This window comes from Flavobacterium psychraquaticum, assembly GCF_034497725.1.
GTDB classification, from domain to species: domain Bacteria; phylum Bacteroidota; class Bacteroidia; order Flavobacteriales; family Flavobacteriaceae; genus Flavobacterium; species Flavobacterium psychraquaticum.
Genome location: NZ_JAXKVR010000024.1, coordinates 29,628 through 48,491, shown reverse-complemented (window position 1 = coordinate 48,491; position 18,864 = coordinate 29,628). Strand labels below are relative to the sequence as shown.

Below are 18,864 nucleotides of genomic sequence, written 5' to 3'. Positions count from 1 at the left end.
TAAATTATTGTGTGTGCAGTAATTAATTCTTAACAAATTTCTTTGTAAATGAACCTTCTTCAGATGAAAAAGTTACAAAATAAATTCCAGATGATAAATCGGATACATTAATTTGATTTGCCGTTAAGTCTGAATTGTTTGAAAATATTCTTTTACCAGAAACATCACTTATAGTAATACTATTCAACACTATATCATTTGAAAATGAATAGTTTAAGATATTATTTGTTGGATTAGGATATAAAAATACATTATCATCATTTAAGTTAAATTCATTGTTAGAAAGCGTCATATTAGATTCTGAAGAAGCAATTAATGAAAATTTTTGAACTCCTCCCACTCTACTAAGCGATCCTTTATGAGAAACTGTTATAGTATAAACTCCATCTGGATTATCGATTTGAATTTTTTCGAAGTTATCTCTGAAATTATCCGCGTTTCTAACCGCAGGTTCATAAGTAGCAGCAGGGTTTAAAGTCCAAGGATAGAAAGTTTGTCCATTTTTCGTAATTCTTAAATCTAAATCATTTACCAAGTTTAAATTTGTAGGATCAATTACAGAATTATTAGCAGTGCCCGAAGGATCAGTCCACGAAATTGATACCATTAAAGGTTTAGTTCCTGAAGCGGCTATACTTTTGGTATAAGTTTGGCCATTGCCTAATTGCACTTCAGCTATAAGAGCTTCGCTTTCTTGGTTTGCTTTAATAAGTGAAGCGCCGTTTTCAGCATTAATTAATCCCCAGCCAAATGAATAATCAGGACCATCGAACTCTCCAGCCTCACTTGCAGTGTGCAAAATCAACCCTTTTAATGTAGCGGCTTTCATAAACACATTATTTAACGAGTTGTAATACTGTTGTAATAAAAGCGCCACTCCAGCGACTCCTGGTGAAGCCATTGAAGTTCCTTGTAATGTTGCGAAGGATGTGTCTGAATCAATAGTTGTAGATTTTACACCTTGTCCTTTGGTTACTATTTCAGGCTTTATTCGACCATCGTCTGTTGGGCCCCAACTACTGAATCCCGTCATCACAACTTGAGCGGGTGAAGTATAATTTGAAACTTGCGAAACAGCACCTACCGTTAAAATATTTTTTGCATTTTGCATACCCTTTATTAAATTATAACCACCTTTTTCTCCAAGATATGGACCAATTTGAGGATCATTAAAATCATTTCTATCATTACCCGCTGCTGCTACTGCAAGATAAAAAGGAGCATTTAAAGCAATATCGTCAAATTGTCTTGCTTTTGAATCGTACGCACCAAAAATATATGTTCCATTAAAAGAAGTACCATAAGAATGATTAGACACCAACATTCCTGCACTAGCTTCAGTAGTCATTTCTGTTAAATCATTGTTCCAATCATAAGAAGCGCCACTTGCATCAAAAGCGATACCTCGCAAGGAAGTGTTTATGCCTTGCGCAACAATTGTACCCATTACATGCGCAGCATGCTCGTCCTCAAAAGCGCCATCGATACTGACCACTTTGTTGTTGGGAAACTCAGTATGAGTTGTTCTTGGCGAACCACCATCCCATACATAAGCAACCATATCTTGTCCCTGTATATTTATCCCTAAAGCACCACCGGAATATAAAGATGTGGCTCTAGCCGTCTTAGCCGCACCCGCATTAAAAGTAGTGTAATATTCAACTACGCCTTCTGGCGAAACGTCATAAATTTCTTTTAAAACCCCGTTTTTATAAAATCTACTAACAACTTGAGGATTATTAAGTAAATACTCCTTAATTCTTTCTTTTCTTTCAAGAAATTCTAAATGAAATTGAGTGGACAATTGATTTAAAATTTCTGTATTTGAATTTTTAATGATATCCTTTCTTTGATCCTTCGTTTGGGCAAAAGAAAAGCTAACAAATAACATAAATAAGTAAAAGTAATTTTTCATAGCAAATAATTTATAAATACAAATTTATAATATTAAATACAAAGTCTAGTTAAACTCATCTAAAAAAATGTTAAATTAAAAGCATAAAGTCAAGATTATCATATTATAATAGAATCTAGTTCCACTTTATAATTTTTGAAATGACCTAAAAAAAAAGCCGTTTCTATAAAGAAACGGCTAAATTCTGCTTTTAAAACTATCTCGTTCTAAAGTTGTATAAATACTTCGTTTTTATCTCCATATCCACCAACGTTTGGTATATAGTAGTTCACCCATAATGATATTTTACCAGTACAAGCATCAACTAATGAAACATTAGAAGGAACTGTAGACATTCTCGCATAAATTGGCCCTTGAGATCCAGTATATCCAGTATAAACCTCAGCGAAAGTAACTTTGTTATTATCGTTAGGATCATAAGTTAAAATAAAATCTGGGGCAACAGCGTTATCCGAAAAGAAATTAACAATTTTTAAACTATTAGGTGTATCTCCTGCAATAACTACATTAACAGCTGGACCTGCCCACCACGTATTAGAGCTAAAATCTCCTAAAAAAGTAGCTAAATCAACAGCACAAAATTCCACTATATTAACAACAACTCTGTCAGAATCGAAACTTTCGTTTACACCATAACCTGATACCTTTAATGTTAACTTTTTAATATTGGCATCAACTAAACTGTTATCAGTACCAGTAACCGTAAGGTTTCCTGTATAACTATTCGCTGGAATAGTAAACGTCGCAGGAAATGAGTATGTCGCAGGATTTGCATCAGTTTCCGAGGTAATTAGTTCTACACTATAAGTACGATCAGTACTAACTTTATTACTTGCCTGTAAAACTAAGTCAACAGAGTTAGACGCATTAATAGGCACTTTTAAATCATACACGTTGCTTTTAAAAGCAATAAATGCTTTATCGTCACTATATGTTGCCTGATCATCGGCGGTGCAGCCCGCCATACCGAGCGCAACTGCAAAAATTAAAATAAATTTTTTCATTTTTTTAATTATTTAAATATTAATATCCAGGATTTTGCGCCACTGTAGGGTTTGCAAATATCTCATCTTGTGGTATTGGAAAGGTAAATCTATAATCACTTGCACTTAACGCTACTTGAGCAGAGAAAGTTGCAGCATCATTAGGATTTCTATTGATACCTTGATTAATTTCTCTACCAATTCTTTTGATGTCTAAATATCTATGTCCTTCGAAAGCGAACTCTTTTCTTCTTTCTAGTAATATATCAGTAAGCGCTGCATTAAGATCTGCATAAACAGGTAGTGGTGCAGCGGGAGATATACGTAGTTTTTGTATATCTTGAACGTCGGTAGCAGCACCAAGAAGGTTGCTATTTCTTGCTTTACATTCTGCTAAGATTAATTTAACCTCTGTAGTTCTAAATAATTTAATATCATTAAGTCTATTAGTGGTTGTATTCTTACCTTTATATTTCCCTATAGGAAATTTACCAGCTGCAGCGTCTACGGCTCTGAAATTAACACCACGTCTCACATCGGCAGTAGCATATAAATCATATAATTGTCTTGAACCTTCATAAATTGGATCAGAAGGACCATCGTTAAAATAATATAATGCGCCCACAACATTGTTTCCTAAAAGACGAGATAAAGTGAAAAAAGATTCGCCTGGAGCCGTGTCTAAGAACATATTAGTATAAATTGTTTTTGTTGCTAATGCTGGTGTAGTTGCAAGAAGCGACTGTGCTAAAGTCTCAGCAGTAGGATAATCACCACTTAATAAAGCTACTTTAAGGTTAATAAAATTACATGCATTAACTCCTAAATAGAAATTAGTATTATAATTAACCGAGCCAGGATTGAACAGAGACAATGCAGTAGTTATATCATCAGAAATAAAATCTAAAATCTCATTAACAGTATTTCGTGGATACACTTCTTTATAATCTGCGGGAACAAAATCCATTTTAATTACTGACAGACCCGTAGGACTTTGATAATCAGGTGTATAATATTCAAACAAATCAAGATGACACAATGCTCTCAAAGCTAGCAAGTTAGCTTTAACATGATTCGCTTCTGTTTGCTCAGCAATTGTAAAATTAGGGAACAATCTATCATAAGCTACTAAAGAACGATTAATTCTGTTGATTGTAGCATATCTGTTACTCCAAATTTGACTTGGCGCAGTTGAATTTGGCTGTAGAAGAAATTGATATTCTTCTGTACCTCCACCTGTATTACTGCTTCCGCGTCTCATGTTATCAGTGAAGAGATCATTGAATAGAATTGCATCTCCACCAAAATCTGGACCATACGCAGCGTATGCACCATTTAGACCAGTTTTTAAATCCGTCAATGTTAAATACGCATCTTCCTCAAAAATGATACCCTCCTGTGTTATGTCGGTAGCATCATTACAAGAAAACATAGTAGCGAATAATAGTAAATAAACTATTTTACTTATCTTTTTCATAATTGTGTATTAAAAATTAATTACTGTTCCAAAAGTTACGATTTTTGGAGTTGGATAGTTTCCTCTATCTGTACCTCTAAATCCAGCCTCAGGATCCCAACCTCTCCATTTTGAAAAGGTAACCATATTTTCAGCTTGTACGTAAAATTTCAAGCCTTTAAGAAATGCGATTCTTTTTAAAGTTTCATTACCAAAAGTATATGAGAAACTAATATTTCTTAATCTTAAGTATGAAGCATCGTCTAAGTATCTATCAGTACCATTGATATAGTTAATCTCATTGTATCCATTTCCAATTCTTGGCATTGAAGTGATATCACCCGGATTAGTCCAAGCATTTTGAATTGAAACCGCACGATTTCCTCCATTATCTAAAGTTGAAACACTTTCTAAAGTAGCTAAGTCTAAGTTATTTCTAGAAAGATCAGCGACAAAACTCCATTGCGTGTAAAGATTAAATCCTTTGTAAGAAACGTTAGAGGTAAAACCTCCTTGCCATACTGGATAAAGTTGCTCACCCGTAAAAACACGGTTTGCATCTTCTAAAATTTCAGTTAAACCACCAGAAGGCGTTTTAAATAATGGATTACCGTTAACTGGATTTACACCTGCATATTCACTTACGTAGAAAGCTCCAACTGGTTGCCCTTCAGCGATTGCCGTAGAACCACCTGCAAAAATTAAACCATTTGCAGATTCTGGCAATTCAAGAATTTTATTTTTATTATAAGAAACATTACCTCCTACAGCTACTCTCCAATCTTTATCATTGTATACTCGGTAATCAAGAGAAACTTCAAAACCTTTATTTTCTAAAGATCCTATGTTAGCATCAATTGAACTCGTACCTTGAACAGGTGAAACTGGCGTACCTTGATATAAATCTTCAGTAACTTTTCTATAAACATCTATACTACCTTTAAGTTTATTATCTAAAACCGCAAAGTCAAGTCCAACGTTTAATTGATTAATTTCCTCCCATTTCACGTCTGGGTTTTTAATTTGAGATAAAACCGTTGAAGAAGTTCCATTATAACCAGTACCTACTGAATAAGTAGTGTATGGTAATAACAACGCACTATATTGTGCATTATTAACTCTTTGATTCCCTGAAGTACCGTAAGAAGCTCTTAATTTTAAATCATTAAAAACAGTAGAATTTTCTAAGAATGCTTCTCTAGATAAATTCCAACGTCCACCAACAGACCAAAAAGTTCCCCATTTATTATCATCAATAAATCTAAAAGAAGCATCTCTTCTTACAGTTGCACTAACACCATATTTACCATCATAATCATAGTCAATCGCACCAAAATAAGAGAATAAACCTTCTTGTACTTTAAATGAACCGATTGTAGGGATATACTGTGTTGCAGTTGCACTTACAGCTGGCTCTATAACTGGTGTTATAAATGCCGCACCAGTACCTAAAGCTCTCGGATCTAAACCTCTTTTTTGATAATTAAAGCCATTGAAATGTGCTTTGTAATATTCTAAATAAAGACCTGCATCAACAGTATGCTTCTCGTTGAATGTTTTGTTATATTTTAAATAAGTATTACTATTGAATCTAAAATCACGTGAAAAAGATTCGCCTTGAATACCACCATACTGAGCTGAGATATTAACCTGGTAAGGACCTAGAAAACTTCCTGGATTAGTTAAATTGAAAGCAGTAAATGATGAATAATCAACTCCTAAATTAATTCCGGTAGAAATCTCTTTAGTTATTTTATAATCAGCAGTCAAATTTGTTAAAATTTTAAGCTCTTCATCCAAGTTTTTATTTAATGCAAGAGAGTTCAAAAGAATCAAAGGCGCATTATTAACGTTAGGCGCTCCAGTTATAGTCAAAGCTGTAGATGGGTCTAAATAAGGTAAACCTCTTATAGCAGCAGTAAATGGTTGGAAATAAGTTGCATTTCCCCCTGCCCCTGCTACGTTATTACTTTTTGTATAATTAAGACTCAAACCAGCCGTATAAGTAAATTTATCATTACTAGTTTTACCAGTAAAATTATTTCTAAAATTAAAACGTTTAAAATTAGAAGTGATAAAAATTCCATCTTGATCTAAGAAACCAATAGATGTATAATTTTTAGAGTTTTTTGAACCAGAAGACATTGAAACATCATGTTGTTGCGTTGTACCTGTTCTGAAAAATTGATCTCTCCAGTCCGTATTTAATGCTGCTGCGATTTGTGCATCAGTCATACCCGCTCCTGCTCCCACATTATACGTTCTCTGAAATTCTAATAATTGCTTAGAATTCATTACGTCAATTTTAAATTCTTGTAAATTTGAAACACCATACTGACCTTGATATTTAATTTCAAGTTCTTGCTCAAATTTACCTCTTCTTGTTTCAATAACAATTACACCATTAGCACCTCTATTTCCGTAAATAGAAGTTGCAGCTGCATCTCTTAAAACAGATGTTGATACAATGTCATTTTGACTGATAGATCTAAATCCATCTTCATCAACAGGCATTCCATCAACAATAATTAATGGCTCAATATTTCCGTTTAACGAACCTACACCTCTTAATAGTATTGTACTATCAGATCCTGGTTGTCCTGAACCTGTAGCAATATTCAAACCAGCTACCATTCCTTGTAGGTTTTGAATAACAGATGCTTGGGCTCTTTCTTCAAGTTCTTCTACGTTTACAGTAGTAATTGCAGACGTGGTCTTTGCCTTGCTCTGAACTTGATAACCAGTTAATACCACATCTTTTAAAACAGTTACGTCAGATTCTAAAGAGACGTTAATCTTGTCTGAATCTCCTACAACAATTGATTTTGTCGTAAATCCTAAATAAGAAAACACTAGTACATCACCTTTTTTTGCATTTATGGTATAAATACCATCAAAATCAGTTGTTACACCACGTGTAGTTCCCTTTACAATTACAGTTGCACCTGCGATTGTACCTGCTTCATCAGATACAACACCTTTAACAGTTTTTTGTTGCGCGAACGAAAACTGCATCGTAAACGCTACTAATAGCGTAAAAATCCATTTGAACTTCGATCTCATATTAAATTTATTTGAGTTAGTTATTCCGCAAACTTCTTAAAAATTTCTTAAATAACCAAACAATACTGCAGAATATTACAATTGACAATTGTTAAAGTTTGACTTAAAAAAAAACGATATAAATATTAATCTCATTATTAAGATGCAGATATAACAAAAAGGTTGCTTTAAAAATTATATTTTTGCAAAAAAAATGTTAAGCAAAAACTACAGTAAATTAAATTATGAATGCGGCACTGATGAAGCTGGGAGAGGCTGCCTAGCTGGCCCTGTAACTGCTGCGGCCATTATATTGCCGAGCGATTTTAATGTACCCTTGCTAAATGATTCTAAACAATTGTCTGAAAAAATAAGAATGCAACTAAAACCACTGGTAGAAACTAATGCCGTGTCATTTGCCGTAACGCATTTATTTAATGAAGAAATTGACGAAATTAATATTTTAAATGCCTCAATGAAAGCCATGCAAACCTGTATTTTGCAATTACGCCCGTTACCAGAATATATTATTGTAGATGGAAATCGACCTTTAAACAGTAAATTAGGGATGAAACAAAAGACAGGTAAATCGTTTACTGCTGCCGAAATTGAATTATTACAAGCGATCCCAACTACAAGCATTGTAAAGGGCGATTCCAAGTTTTTGAGTATTGCAGCCGCTTCGGTGCTAGCAAAAACGTATCGAGATGAATATATGGACCAAATCCATGAAGAATTTCCGATGTATAATTGGAAAAAAAATAAAGGCTACCCTACCAAAGAGCACAGAGCCGCTATTGCAAAATATGGTGCAACGAAATATCACCGCATGAGTTTTCGGTTATTACCAGAGCAGTTTAGCTTAGAACTTTAACAAACTTACGTGGCACAAGTATGGCATATGCTCGGGATATGTACGGGGTATGTACGGGATATGTGCCAGATATGTACGTGAATTTATTAAGGTATAATTCGGCTGTTGGCTTTTGATTACTTAGGTTGTAGCAACAAAACTAGTTTAAGTTGAAATTCTATCGCGTAATTTCTGCTTCAAAAAGGGTTTGAAAATGTTTTAATATTTTTTCTTTTACTTCTTCCAAATCTACTGGCTTCCCTAATTCTGCGTGCATTGAGGTGACTGCTTTTCCTTTTATACCGCAAGGAATGATGTTGTCGAAGAATCCCAAATCGGCATTAGCATTCAGTGCGAAGCCGTGCATTGTTACCCAGCGTGAAGCTCTCACACCCATGGCACAAATTTTTCGTGCAAATGGCGTTCCCACGCCTAACCAAACTCCGGTTTCTCCGTCGCTTCTTTCGCATTGCAAACCGTATTCGGCTAAAGTTAGAATAATGACTTCCTCTAAAAAGCGTAAGTATTTATGAATGTCCGTAAAAAAGTTTTCTAAATCTAAAATGGGATAGCCTACAATTTGACCCGGTCCGTGATAAGTGATATCTCCTCCTCTATTGATTTTATAAAAAGTAGCCCCTTTTGCTTCTAGTTGTTTTTCAGATAATAATAAATTAGAAAAATCGCCACTTTTCCCTAAAGTATAAACGTGCGGATGTTCCACATATAAAAAATAATTATCCGTTTCAATTGATGGATCTTCGCGTTTTAGTTTTTTTTGAGCTACTACTTTGGCAAACAACTCTTCTTGATACTCCCAAGTTGCTTTATAATCTTTATTTCCTAAATCTTGAAGTTGGACTTTTTTATTCATAGTAACCGAAATTGTGTTTTGAAAAAGTGAAGCAAAGATACAAAGAGTTTAGTAAATAGCCCTGATTATCTCACTTTGAAATATTTTAGAAGGAGTTCGATGAATTTCATTTGAAGAGAAAATCCTTTTTAAACCTGACAGGTTTCGGAAACCTGTCAGGTTTAAAAAGATTGAAACGAAAAGCGGGAACATAGAAACCAAAAAGGCGCTTGCCATTCGCTTCAAAGAAAAGTTTTGAGTCTTGCGTTCTTAGTTGGCAGTTTTTTAATTTATACCTATCTTTGCACCCTTAAATATAGTTATATGCAACTTTCGGAACAAGAAATCATTAGAAGAGACAAGCTAAACGCTTTGCGCGAATTAGGAATTAACCCTTATCCGGCGGATTTATATCCGGTGAACCATACTTCAAAACAGGTAAAGGAAAATTTTGAAGAAGGTAAGCAGGTTATTTTAGCGGGTCGTTTGATGAGTGTTCGTGATCAAGGAAAAGCTTGTTTTGCTGAATTACAAGATAGCGAAGGCAGAATTCAGTTGTATTTGAATCGCGACATGCTATGTTTAGGCGAAGATAAAACGCTTTACAACCAAGTATTTAAAAAATTGACCGATTTAGGTGATTTTATTGGAATTGAAGGTGAATTGTTTATGACTAAAGTAGGCGCGATGTGCGTGCGTGTTGATGGCTTTAAAATATTAAGCAAGACTTTAAAGCCCCTTCCGTTACCAAAAACAGATGAAGAAGGTAAAGTTTATGATGCTTTTACGGATCCTGAATTGCGTTACCGCATGCGATATGTAGATTTAGTAGTAAATCCGCAAGTAAAAGAAGTGTTTGTAAAGCGTACGAAATTGTTCACTGCCATGCGTAATTTCTTCAATGAAGCGGGCTATATGGAAGTAGAAACTCCTGTTTTACAAGCCATTCCTGGTGGCGCTGCAGCACGACCTTTTATTACACATCATAACAGTTTAGATATTCCATTATACATGCGAATTGCTAACGAATTGTATTTAAAAAGACTAATCGTAGGTGGTTTTGATGGGGTTTACGAGTTTTCTAAAAACTTCCGTAATGAGGGAATGGATAGAACGCACAATCCGGAATTTACAGCAATGGAAATTTATGTAGCTTACAAAGACTACAACTGGATGATGGAAATGACTGAAAATTTATTAGAATATTGTGCCAATCAAGTAAACGGAACTACCGAAGCTACTTTTGGTGCACATAAAATAAACTTCAAAGCGCCTTATGCTCGTGTGACGATGACAGATGCGATTATTCAATTTACTGGATTTGACATTACTGGAAAATCGGAAGATGAATTGCGTGAAGCTGCAAAATCAATGCATATTGAAGTTAACGAGACGATGGGGAAGGGAAAATTAATTGATGAAATTTTTGGTGAAAAGTGTGAAGGAAACTTCATTCAGCCGACTTTCATTACGGATTATCCAAAAGAAATGTCGCCTCTATGCAAATCACACAGAGATAATCCGGAATTAACGGAGCGTTTTGAATTGATGGTTTGTGGGAAAGAAATTGCGAATGCTTATTCTGAATTAAATGATCCAATTGACCAAAGAGAGCGTTTTGAAGCACAAATGGCGTTGGCAGAAAAAGGTGATGACGAAGCGAATGGAATTATCGATGAAGACTTCTTGCGCGCTTTAGAATATGGAATGCCACCAACTTCTGGTTTAGGAATTGGTATGGACCGATTAATTATGTTTTTAACAAATAATCCATCTATTCAGGAAGTATTGTTTTTCCCTCAAATGCGTCCGGAGAAAAAAGGACCTGAATTAACAGAAGATGAAAAGCATATTATTGAGGTCTTAAAAGCTAACGAAGGCATTTCGATTGGTGATTTAAAAATTAAAGCCGATTTAAGTGGTAAGAAATGGGACGCTGCCAGTAAAGGGATCAGCAAGCACGGTTTACTAAAAATTCGGGTAGATGGCGATAATAAAATAGCCGAATACTTAGGAAAATAATTATTTTTAGATCGTATCTTTTTTTTAGCTACTTTTATAATTCAATTAGTAGTAAATATAAAAAAAGCGTATGAAAAAAATTACTTTAGGTTTTCTTTTAGCCTCTTCTCTATTTGGATTTAGTCAAGTTACTTTAATAGATCCAAATGGAGACGGTGGTTTTGAAACGGGTGCAACTTTTGCAGCAAATGGATGGACAGAAATTGGTCCGCCAAGTAACACCAATAGGCGTTGGTATTGCGGAACAGGACAAACCGGCTTTACAGGTACACGAGCCGCTTTTATTGGCGACAACGAAACTACTGTTAGTACAGCAAACGGTGCAAAAAAAGTACATTTATACAAAACTATTAGTATTCCTGCCGGAGCAACCAATATTGTTTTAAATTTTAAATACAAACAGGAAGTTGCGGACTTCATTAGTCCAAATAATTACTATGATTATATCACTGTTTCAACGGGAACCGATATTCCTGCAACAGGAGCTATTTTCACTTCTGGTACAACACATTTTGGCCCCTTTCCAAGTGCTAACATAACAAGCTTTACTAATCAAACAGTTACGCTTCCAAATACGCTAGCTGGGACGACTACAAATTTAGTTTTTTCGTTTATTTGCGACAATATTACTCCCAAAGGTTATGGTGCAATTGACGATGTTTCATTGGTATACACCGCAGCGCTCTCCACGATTGATGTAGTTAAAAGTTCGATTAAAGTTTATCCAAATCCCGTGAAAAACGTACTAAATTTATCACATTCAGAGTCAATTACATCCGTTGAAATTTTTAATACATTAGGACAATCTGTTTTAACGGCAGAAATAAATAACTCAAAAGCGGCTATCAATATTTCACAATTGGCAATCGGAAATTACATTGTTAAAGCAAAAACTCCAAACGGAATTGAAAACATCAAAATTATAAAAGAATAATTCAAAAGCAATAATACAACAATAAAAAGGTTCTAAAAGAAAAAAGTTTTTAGGACCTTTTTTTCGTTTATCCAGTAACTATTAAACAAAAAAAACACCTTAAAGTGTTGCCAAAAATGGGACTGAAAATAAAAAATTAAGTGCTAAAAATCGGCGGTCTAAAAACGGAACAATCTGCCATGTGAAAGTAAAGGTTGGCATAATTGTCTCCAAAAGAAGTTATATTATGATTATAAAATTGTCGCACTACTACTACTTCAATATCTTGACAAAACAAGACTTGTGTATTTTCTTTTAAGTTATTCTTTTTATCTGATTTTACAGGTTTTTCATAAGCAACAGTTTTTGCTAATTCTGAAACCAAATGACATTTCCCATTGCATTTTAGCTCTAGCTTATCCGTATTTTTACAAAGGGTCGTTGAAATATAGTCATATTGCACAATGTATTCTAAAACTGGATAAATAGGTTTTAGAAATAACACGAGTACCACTATGACAATTATTCTTTTCACAAGGTCAAATTTAAAGTAAGAAAATCACTTAAATTATGATTGTGGTCATATTTTTAGTAGATTTATATCAATTATTTTGTAACCGTAAGTTAGAGCAGCTCAAAACAGTAGCGCTGCCGACTTAAAACACTCATTTTCAACTATGCAAATAGATTTAGATTTACTTTATACTTGGGGCGCAATTGCTAAAGAATATAAAAAAAACGAAATCCTTTTCAGCGAAGACGAGGTAGCAAGTTTTTACTATCAAGTGGTAGAAGGTTGCGTTAGAATGTTTAATTCTAATGACGACGGAAAAGAATTTACACAAGGTTATTTTAATAACGGTCAAAGTTTTGGTGAACCACCCTTATTGATTGATGAAAAATATCCATCATCGGCCGTGGCTTTCTGCGATTGTAGAATTATTAAATTATCAAAGGAAAAATTTCTGAAAATTTTAGATGAAAATCCCGAGACTCAGAAAGGTTTTCTGCATTTATTAGCTAAACGCATTCACAACAAATCCAAAACATCAAAAGATATTATCAATCAAAAACCAGAATTTAGAATTTTAGCTTTCTTGAACACCCATAAAAAAGGCAATGAGAGCACCAAAGAATTAGTTCCTTTTACGCGTCAAGAAATTGCAAACTTTACAGGCTTGCGTGTAGAAACGGTGATACGAACCTTCACGAAAATGAAAAATGCTAAAAAAATTGAAATCATAAATCATAAATTATATTACTGATGTTATCTAAAGCTACGTTTTGGTTAAAATTCTCATTATTCAATCTACTTTTAGTAGCAATTTTAGGACTTTTAATGCGCTATAAAATAGGATTTGAATTTCCTTTTCTAGACCAAAAAAATTTGCAACACTCCCATTCTCATTTTGCTTTCGCCGGTTGGATTAGTCATACTTTGATGGTGCTAATGCTTGTCTTTTTAACACAAAAAGCAACCAAAGCGACGACCGATTATTTAAAAAAATACAATTTTGTATTACTAGCGAATTTAATTTGTGCGTACGTGATGTTGATTTCCTTCATCATTCAAGGATATGGTATGGTTTCGATTATTTTTTCCACTTTAACTATAGTTGTAGCATGTGTTTTCTCTTATATGTATTGGAACGATTTAAAATGGGTTCCTGCTGCAGATTTGTCCATTAATTGGTTTAAAGGCGCCTTGTTTTTTAATGTAATTTCATCCCTTGGCACTTTTTATTTGGCCTATATGATGGCAACGAAAACCATCATTCAAAACAATTATTTGGCTTCCATTTATTATTATTTGCATTTTCAATATAACGGCTGGTTTTTCTTTGCTTGCATGGGCTTTCTAATTTCGATGTTGCACTTAAAAACTTCGGACCATCCGTTTTATAAGCAATTTTTCTATCTGTTTTTCATCTCTTGTATTCCGGCTTATTTCTTATCGACACTTTGGTTAGATTTACCACTTTGGGTTTATATTTTAACGGTACTTTCGGCGATTATTCAAGTTTACGCGTGGTTTAAATTTTTATATATTGTTGTAAAAACAAAGCATGAAATCATACAAAATTATCCAATTTTCTTGCGTAATATTTTTCTTTTTTCGGGTCTAGCGTTGTGTATAAAGTTTTTGTTGCAATTAGGCTCCACAATTCCTGCATTGAGTCAACTTGCGTTTGGCTTTCGACCTATTGTAATTGCCTACTTACATTTAATTTTATTAGCTGTTTTTTCTTTATTTTTATTGTTTTATATTTTCGTAAATAAATTGATCTCACTAAATAAAGTTATAAAAACAGGCCTTATTACCTTTACAATTGGCGTTTTTCTTAACGAAATTATCTTAGCCGTACAAGGTGTTGCGGCCTTTAGCTACACTAGAATACCTTATGTAAATGAGATGCTTTTTGGCGCTGCTATCGTTTTAGTGCTGGGTATTGGAATTGTTGCTTTGTTTTCTTTAAAAAAAGTTAAAATTTAGCTTTCTTTATGATTATACTCATAAAAAATACTGAGAATAATCAGGTACTTTGTTCTTATAATTTGAATGTATTATAAAACCAATTATTATGAAAAAAACAATTAAAACGTTATTAATTGCAAGTTTATTATTTGCTTTTAATTGCAAGGACGCCGACCAAACATCTTCAGAGTCGACTATGGAAACAACAGAAGCTCCTGCTGGTGGCGGACAAGAAAATGTAGTAGACGACACTTCTATGCCGAACATTGTACAGACGGCAGTTGCCAGTAAAGATCACACGACTTTAGTAACGGCTTTGAAAGCAGCAGGATTAGTGACTTCTTTAAGTAATGCTGGTCCATTTACGGTTTTTGCACCAACTAATGCAGCATTTGATAAATTACCTGCAGGAACTGTCGAAGGCTTGTTAAAACCAGAGAAAAAAGGCGATTTAGAGAATATTTTAGGTTACCACACTTATGTTGGTGTTTTAAAAACGGAATACATGCAAGATGGTCAATCGTTTGATATGGTTTATGGTGGGAAAGTAAAAATCACTAAAGTAGGCGACAAAACTTTTGTAAATGGTTCCGAAATACTTAGTACAATTGAAACTGCTAATGGTGTAATTCACGTAATTGCAGATGTTCTTTTACCAAAATAAAAAACACTTATTACTTCAACCTATTTCTATTTTATAAAAGTTAAAAAAGCGTGAATATAACAGTTCATGCTTTTTTATTATGTGCCATTCTGATAGATTTTATATCCCTCCTACTCTTACTAAACTTCCCAAAACCACCATTATTACAGCTATACTCGTTACTACTAAAATGAAAACATACAAAATTGGTTTCGGTTCATTTTTTAATCTTGGAAAAATAAATTTAGTAGCAGACATCCCTAGTAGCAATGTAGTTAGAAAAAGTATTAATTTTATACTCACTACACGCTCAATAGCTCCTTTAAATTGAAACCATTTATCAATTGAAACATCGTACTCATACGCTAACAAAACCCCGGTAATTAGCAGCAGCAACAGTGATGGCATTCCGATGCATTCAAAGTTTTTTCTAAAAAAAGATATCCCATCAAGCGAATTGCTTTTTTTGGATTTTGGAACGTAGATAAGCAGTAAAATTAAATGGCCGCCCACCCAAACGGTAGCGGCCAATAAATGTATTATTAACAGTAATTGATGCTTCATTGCGCTAAGGTTTTACTCATTAAAACCGCTGAAATATTCATCGCTCTATTCTTAATTTCCTCTGCTTTGGGACCGACGAAGGATTTATCGACGGTTTCTTCAAACAGTTTATTCCAATGTTTAAAATGCTTTGGATTTAATGGACTTTTTTCGTGTAAATCTTTATGAACCACCATAGGACTTCCATTGTAATTACCCGTGTAAAATAAAATATTTTCCCAAAAGTTATACATAGTCGGCAAGTGTTTTTCCCAATTTACATTGGCTACATCGCTAAACAAATAGCCAATTACAGCGTCTGTTTTTATCTTTTCGTAAAATGAATTTACTAATTTTTCAATATCTTTTCTATTTCTAATATCCGTTTTCATTTTAAAATAATTTAGAAATTAGTACTTCATTATTTTGTTGCAAAATGTAAATTTATTTGACCTTATTTATTTACAAATCTTTTGTTTTAAACTTTCTAAGTGAAATCAAAAAAGGAATAATCACCCATAAAACAAGTAAGAATAAAGAAACGGCGATTCCTATTCCATTCCCAAAATATTCTTTGAACAAAGCGCCTGTATATCCCATCATTGCCGAAGCATCTAGGTGCAGTAACATTTGAATTCGGGCTAAATCAATCGGGCTCATTGAGGTTACAAAAATCATTGGTTTTTCTATTGGATAATCTGAAAACTGAAACAATAAAAATAAGATTAAACCATCAAAAATTAAGGCAAAGAACAACCAAATTACAATTGAAGTTCCAATTCCTCTTGCTTTATCGCGATTAAAAATAGCACTAAAAAAGGCTAGCGAAACGAATATTGCCGTAATTAAAAGACCAATGATGAGCATCATTAACCCATTAAAATTAGGCGCATAAATCATTAGAGGAATTCCAGATCCTACAAAAAAAGAGATGACTAGAGACAGCATTAAACTAATGAACAAACTGATCCAAATTTTACTTCTTTTAATGGGCTGACTTACGAGTAATTCTATAAATTCAGCACTATTATAGATGTAAATGGTTGAAAACAAAATAGCTACCAAAGGCACTGTGAATAAAATCACATTTAATACGGTTAGCATTCCCTTAGCTGTGTTGTCTTCCATTGCGAAGGAACTCCATGATAAAACAGCTAATATTAGCGTGTAAACTATTACTATTTTATTCTTTAAAATGTCGGATAATATGATTTTAATTATTCTGTTCATGGGAATTGGCTCTTAAAATTTTGGCTATGGCTTTGGATATCTTGTCTTCTTGCGTTTCTTTTCTTAACTCGTTTACGTTTTTGTGAAAAAACACTTTCCCTTCTTGCATGAAAATAATTTCAGAGATTAAATCATCTAATTCACTCAATAGATGAGAAGTAATAATGATTAACTTTCCTTTCTCTTTTTCTTTTATAATTTTGTCTTTTAACAATTCCGAAGCTAATGGGTCTAAACCGGCAGTAGGTTCATCTAAAATTAAAACATCTGGGTTAAACAAAAAGGCTAAAACGGCACTAATTTTTTGAGTAGTACCTCCAGAAAGTGTGCGCATTTGTTTGTGCAACATTTTTTCGATTCCGAAAGCGTGGTATAAATCCTCGTCTAATGTTTCTTTTGAATTTCTAATTTTCTTGACCATTTCAATAATTTCGCCTATTGTCATGGTGTCTGGATAACGGCCAATTTGCGGCATGTATCCAATTTTTTCGCGATACAAATAATCGCCAAATACTGACTTATTATTAAATTCCATTGCTCCTTTATCGGGCAAAACCATTCCTAAAATTGATTTGATTAAAGTGGTTTTTCCGCATCCGTTTGGTCCGATCAATGCAATACATTGACCCGATTTACACGAAATAGAAACGTCTTTAAGGACTTCTAATTTTCCGAATTTTTTACTGACCTCTCTTACTTCTATCATAATGGCAATGGTTTCATTAATGGTTTATTATCGATAAAATTATCGGGTGTTATACTTGGTAATACTTTTTCTGATTTATCTAAGAGTGTAATCATAAAACTTCTAAACAAAAGCATTGCTGAAGGATTATTTTCAATTAGTACGGCAAACAAACTCAGTGGATGGTAGGGCACATCACCTATCTCGTCCTTATTGATATCGTATCCTTCATATTTGTCCCAAAAATTATTGTTAAACGAGTTTAATACAAGGCTTCCATTGGTTCCCATATCAAAGGTATTTCCTTTAAAATTATTGTTTACAACCTCGTTGTCTACACTATTGGCTTGCATTTGCATTGCCCAGCCGTTTGCGTTAAATTGGTTTTTTTCAATTTTGACTCGGCTACTTCCTTCAATATAAATTGCAGAAGTGTTTGAGTTGAATTTATTGTTAAAAATATAACTGTCTGAAATATCTTTTAAAAGCAATCCATACGCTGAAGGTCCCCAGTTTTGATCGAATGTATTATTAAACATTTTCACATTTTTAGTATACATCACTGACACTCCCGCACCATTATTTCTAAAAATATTGGTAATGTATGAGTTACTGTGTGAAAACATAAAATGAAGGCCGTATCTGATGTTATTCGTACATATATTTCTCCATACGACAGAATCGTAGACAAATTCAAAATAAATACCATCTCTATGCCCGTCTATCCGATTAGCAATAATTAAAATATCATTTGATTTCCAACAATGTATTCCGTTTCCAAGTTCTTGTTCTTCTAAACCGTGTGCTATTAGGCGATTATTTTTTATGGTACACTTTTGGCTATTTTGAAGATAAATACCAAAAAAATTATCCTCTAAGACATTGTTCTGAATTAAAACGTGTGATTTGTTATACACTTTGATTCCACATGGATCTGTAATGGTTGCATAAGCCGATTTAATTATTTTAAAACCATCAACTACAACGCTATCTGCTTTAATAGATAACACTTCATGTTTTTTTTCCCCATCTAAAACGGGTAAATCTTTGCCAATAAAGACAATTTTTTTATCAATTATTATATTTCCTTCCTTGTACCATCCGCCATGCACCATTAATGTATCGCCAGCTTTTGCTAATTCAATTCCTTTTTTAACGGATTTGACCGGATGATTTTTACCTACATGAATAGTGTTTGCTTTCAATGCAAATGAAAAAAAAAGTAGTATAATTATGAAATATTTCATTTA

Annotated in this window: 17 protein-coding genes; 6 read left to right on the top strand and 11 right to left on the bottom strand. The window is 33.6% G+C overall.

Going from position 1 to position 18,864, the window contains the following annotated elements:
• Positions 1-22 precede the first annotated feature (22 nt).
• The 4 genes from T1L09_RS03515 to T1L09_RS03500 form a co-directional block, all read right to left on the bottom strand.
• Positions 23-1,915 carry a S8 family serine peptidase gene (locus T1L09_RS03515; RefSeq protein ID WP_322549569.1) on the bottom strand — a complete coding sequence of 631 codons (1,893 nt, stop codon included), beginning with the start codon at positions 1,913-1,915 and terminating at the stop codon, positions 23-25.
• 206 nt (positions 1,916-2,121) lie between these two features.
• On the bottom strand, positions 2,122-2,880 hold the full coding sequence (locus tag T1L09_RS03510) for a hypothetical protein (protein ID WP_322549568.1): 759 nt from the start codon (positions 2,878-2,880) through the stop codon (positions 2,122-2,124).
• Positions 2,881-2,938: 58 nt separating this feature from the next.
• Positions 2,939-4,330: a RagB/SusD family nutrient uptake outer membrane protein gene (locus T1L09_RS03505; protein WP_322549674.1), complete on the bottom strand. Its 1,392-nt coding sequence runs from the start codon at positions 4,328-4,330 to the stop codon at positions 2,939-2,941.
• A gap of 54 nt (positions 4,331-4,384) precedes the next feature.
• Positions 4,385-7,417 (bottom strand): SusC/RagA family TonB-linked outer membrane protein, encoded by a 3,033-nt coding sequence (locus T1L09_RS03500; RefSeq protein ID WP_322549567.1) that lies wholly within the window; start codon positions 7,415-7,417, stop codon positions 4,385-4,387.
• Between the two features lie 193 nt (positions 7,418-7,610).
• Between T1L09_RS03500 and T1L09_RS03495 the strand changes: the two genes are divergently transcribed.
• Entirely contained in the window at positions 7,611-8,270 is a 660-nt protein-coding gene (locus T1L09_RS03495; protein ID WP_322549566.1) for a ribonuclease HII, read from the top strand.
• Between the two features lie 157 nt (positions 8,271-8,427).
• On the opposite strand, the gene lipB is transcribed toward T1L09_RS03495, so the two are convergent.
• Complete coding sequence (lipB, locus tag T1L09_RS03490) at positions 8,428-9,123, bottom strand: lipoyl(octanoyl) transferase LipB (RefSeq protein ID WP_322549565.1); 696 nt, start codon at positions 9,121-9,123, stop codon at positions 8,428-8,430.
• A 303-nt stretch (positions 9,124-9,426) separates the two neighbouring features.
• Between lipB and lysS the strand changes: the two genes are divergently transcribed.
• Both lysS and T1L09_RS03480 read left to right on the top strand, forming a co-directional pair.
• Entirely contained in the window at positions 9,427-11,124 is a 1,698-nt protein-coding gene (lysS, locus tag T1L09_RS03485; protein WP_322549564.1) for a lysine--tRNA ligase, read from the top strand.
• A gap of 70 nt (positions 11,125-11,194) precedes the next feature.
• The gene (locus tag T1L09_RS03480) at positions 11,195-12,058 is read left to right on the top strand and encodes a T9SS type A sorting domain-containing protein (protein WP_322549563.1); all 864 of its coding nucleotides are present in this window, start codon (positions 11,195-11,197) and stop codon (positions 12,056-12,058) included.
• 136 nt (positions 12,059-12,194) lie between these two features.
• Here T1L09_RS03480 and T1L09_RS03475 read toward each other — a convergent pair whose 3' ends face one another.
• A complete protein-coding gene (locus T1L09_RS03475) occupies positions 12,195-12,572 on the bottom strand; it encodes a hypothetical protein (protein ID WP_322549562.1) in 378 nt (125 codons plus the stop codon).
• Positions 12,573-12,714: 142 nt separating this feature from the next.
• On the opposite strand from T1L09_RS03475, the gene T1L09_RS03470 reads away from it, so the two are divergent.
• The 3 genes from T1L09_RS03470 to T1L09_RS03460 all read left to right on the top strand — a co-directional run bounded on the left by T1L09_RS03470 (position 12,715) and on the right by T1L09_RS03460 (position 15,177).
• Positions 12,715-13,302 (top strand): Crp/Fnr family transcriptional regulator, encoded by a 588-nt coding sequence (locus tag T1L09_RS03470; protein ID WP_322549561.1) that lies wholly within the window; start codon positions 12,715-12,717, stop codon positions 13,300-13,302.
• Positions 13,302-14,531, top strand: coding sequence for a hypothetical protein (locus T1L09_RS03465; protein ID WP_322549560.1), 1,230 nt, complete (start codon positions 13,302-13,304; stop codon positions 14,529-14,531). Before T1L09_RS03470 ends, T1L09_RS03465 begins: the two co-directional genes overlap by 1 nt.
• An 88-nt stretch (positions 14,532-14,619) precedes the next feature.
• Positions 14,620-15,177, top strand: coding sequence for a fasciclin domain-containing protein (locus tag T1L09_RS03460; RefSeq protein WP_322549559.1), 558 nt, complete (start codon positions 14,620-14,622; stop codon positions 15,175-15,177).
• Between the two features lie 99 nt (positions 15,178-15,276).
• On the opposite strand, the gene T1L09_RS03455 is transcribed toward T1L09_RS03460, so the two are convergent.
• From T1L09_RS03455 to nosD, 5 genes are all read right to left on the bottom strand, one after another.
• Entirely contained in the window at positions 15,277-15,720 is a 444-nt protein-coding gene (locus T1L09_RS03455) for a copper resistance protein CopD (protein ID WP_322549558.1), read from the bottom strand.
• Positions 15,717-16,091, bottom strand: a complete 375-nt coding sequence (locus T1L09_RS03450) for a group III truncated hemoglobin (RefSeq protein WP_322549557.1) — start codon at positions 16,089-16,091, stop codon at positions 15,717-15,719. Before T1L09_RS03450 ends, T1L09_RS03455 begins: the two co-directional genes overlap by 4 nt.
• Before the next feature lie 70 nt (positions 16,092-16,161).
• Positions 16,162-16,929: an ABC transporter permease subunit gene (locus T1L09_RS03445; RefSeq protein WP_322549556.1), complete on the bottom strand. Its 768-nt coding sequence runs from the start codon at positions 16,927-16,929 to the stop codon at positions 16,162-16,164.
• Positions 16,913-17,635: an ABC transporter ATP-binding protein gene (locus T1L09_RS03440; protein WP_322549555.1), complete on the bottom strand. Its 723-nt coding sequence runs from the start codon at positions 17,633-17,635 to the stop codon at positions 16,913-16,915. The genes T1L09_RS03445 and T1L09_RS03440 overlap by 17 nt, the downstream gene beginning before the upstream one ends.
• The gene (gene nosD / locus T1L09_RS03435) at positions 17,632-18,861 is read right to left on the bottom strand and encodes a nitrous oxide reductase family maturation protein NosD (protein ID WP_322549554.1); all 1,230 of its coding nucleotides are present in this window, start codon (positions 18,859-18,861) and stop codon (positions 17,632-17,634) included. The genes T1L09_RS03440 and nosD overlap by 4 nt, the downstream gene beginning before the upstream one ends.
• Between the last annotated feature and the right edge of the window lie 3 nt (positions 18,862-18,864).

Bases quoted from the DNA above. Each gene is read 5' to 3' on its own strand.
- T1L09_RS03460 (WP_322549559.1), top strand. From the start codon at position 14,620: ATGAAAAAAACAATTAAAACGTTATTAATTGCAAGTTTATTATTTGCT.
- nosD (WP_322549554.1), bottom strand. From the start codon at position 18,861: ATGAAATATTTCATAATTATACTACTTTTTTTTTCATTTGCATTGAAA.
- T1L09_RS03450 (WP_322549557.1), bottom strand. From the start codon at position 16,091: ATGAAAACGGATATTAGAAATAGAAAAGATATTGAAAAATTAGTAAAT.
- T1L09_RS03440 (WP_322549555.1), bottom strand. From the start codon at position 17,635: ATGATAGAAGTAAGAGAGGTCAGTAAAAAATTCGGAAAATTAGAAGTC.
- T1L09_RS03445 (WP_322549556.1), bottom strand. From the start codon at position 16,929: ATGAACAGAATAATTAAAATCATATTATCCGACATTTTAAAGAATAAA.
- lipB (WP_322549565.1), bottom strand. From the start codon at position 9,123: ATGAATAAAAAAGTCCAACTTCAAGATTTAGGAAATAAAGATTATAAA.
- T1L09_RS03480 (WP_322549563.1), top strand. From the start codon at position 11,195: ATGAAAAAAATTACTTTAGGTTTTCTTTTAGCCTCTTCTCTATTTGGA.
- T1L09_RS03465 (WP_322549560.1), top strand. From the start codon at position 13,302: ATGTTATCTAAAGCTACGTTTTGGTTAAAATTCTCATTATTCAATCTA.
- T1L09_RS03515 (WP_322549569.1), bottom strand. From the start codon at position 1,915: ATGAAAAATTACTTTTACTTATTTATGTTATTTGTTAGCTTTTCTTTT.
- T1L09_RS03470 (WP_322549561.1), top strand. From the start codon at position 12,715: ATGCAAATAGATTTAGATTTACTTTATACTTGGGGCGCAATTGCTAAA.
- lysS (WP_322549564.1), top strand. From the start codon at position 9,427: ATGCAACTTTCGGAACAAGAAATCATTAGAAGAGACAAGCTAAACGCT.
- T1L09_RS03495 (WP_322549566.1), top strand. From the start codon at position 7,611: ATGTTAAGCAAAAACTACAGTAAATTAAATTATGAATGCGGCACTGAT.
- T1L09_RS03500 (WP_322549567.1), bottom strand. From the start codon at position 7,417: ATGAGATCGAAGTTCAAATGGATTTTTACGCTATTAGTAGCGTTTACG.
- T1L09_RS03510 (WP_322549568.1), bottom strand. From the start codon at position 2,880: ATGGCGGGCTGCACCGCCGATGATCAGGCAACATATAGTGACGATAAA.
- T1L09_RS03455 (WP_322549558.1), bottom strand. From the start codon at position 15,720: ATGAAGCATCAATTACTGTTAATAATACATTTATTGGCCGCTACCGTT.
- T1L09_RS03505 (WP_322549674.1), bottom strand. From the start codon at position 4,330: ATGTTTTCTTGTAATGATGCTACCGACATAACACAGGAGGGTATCATT.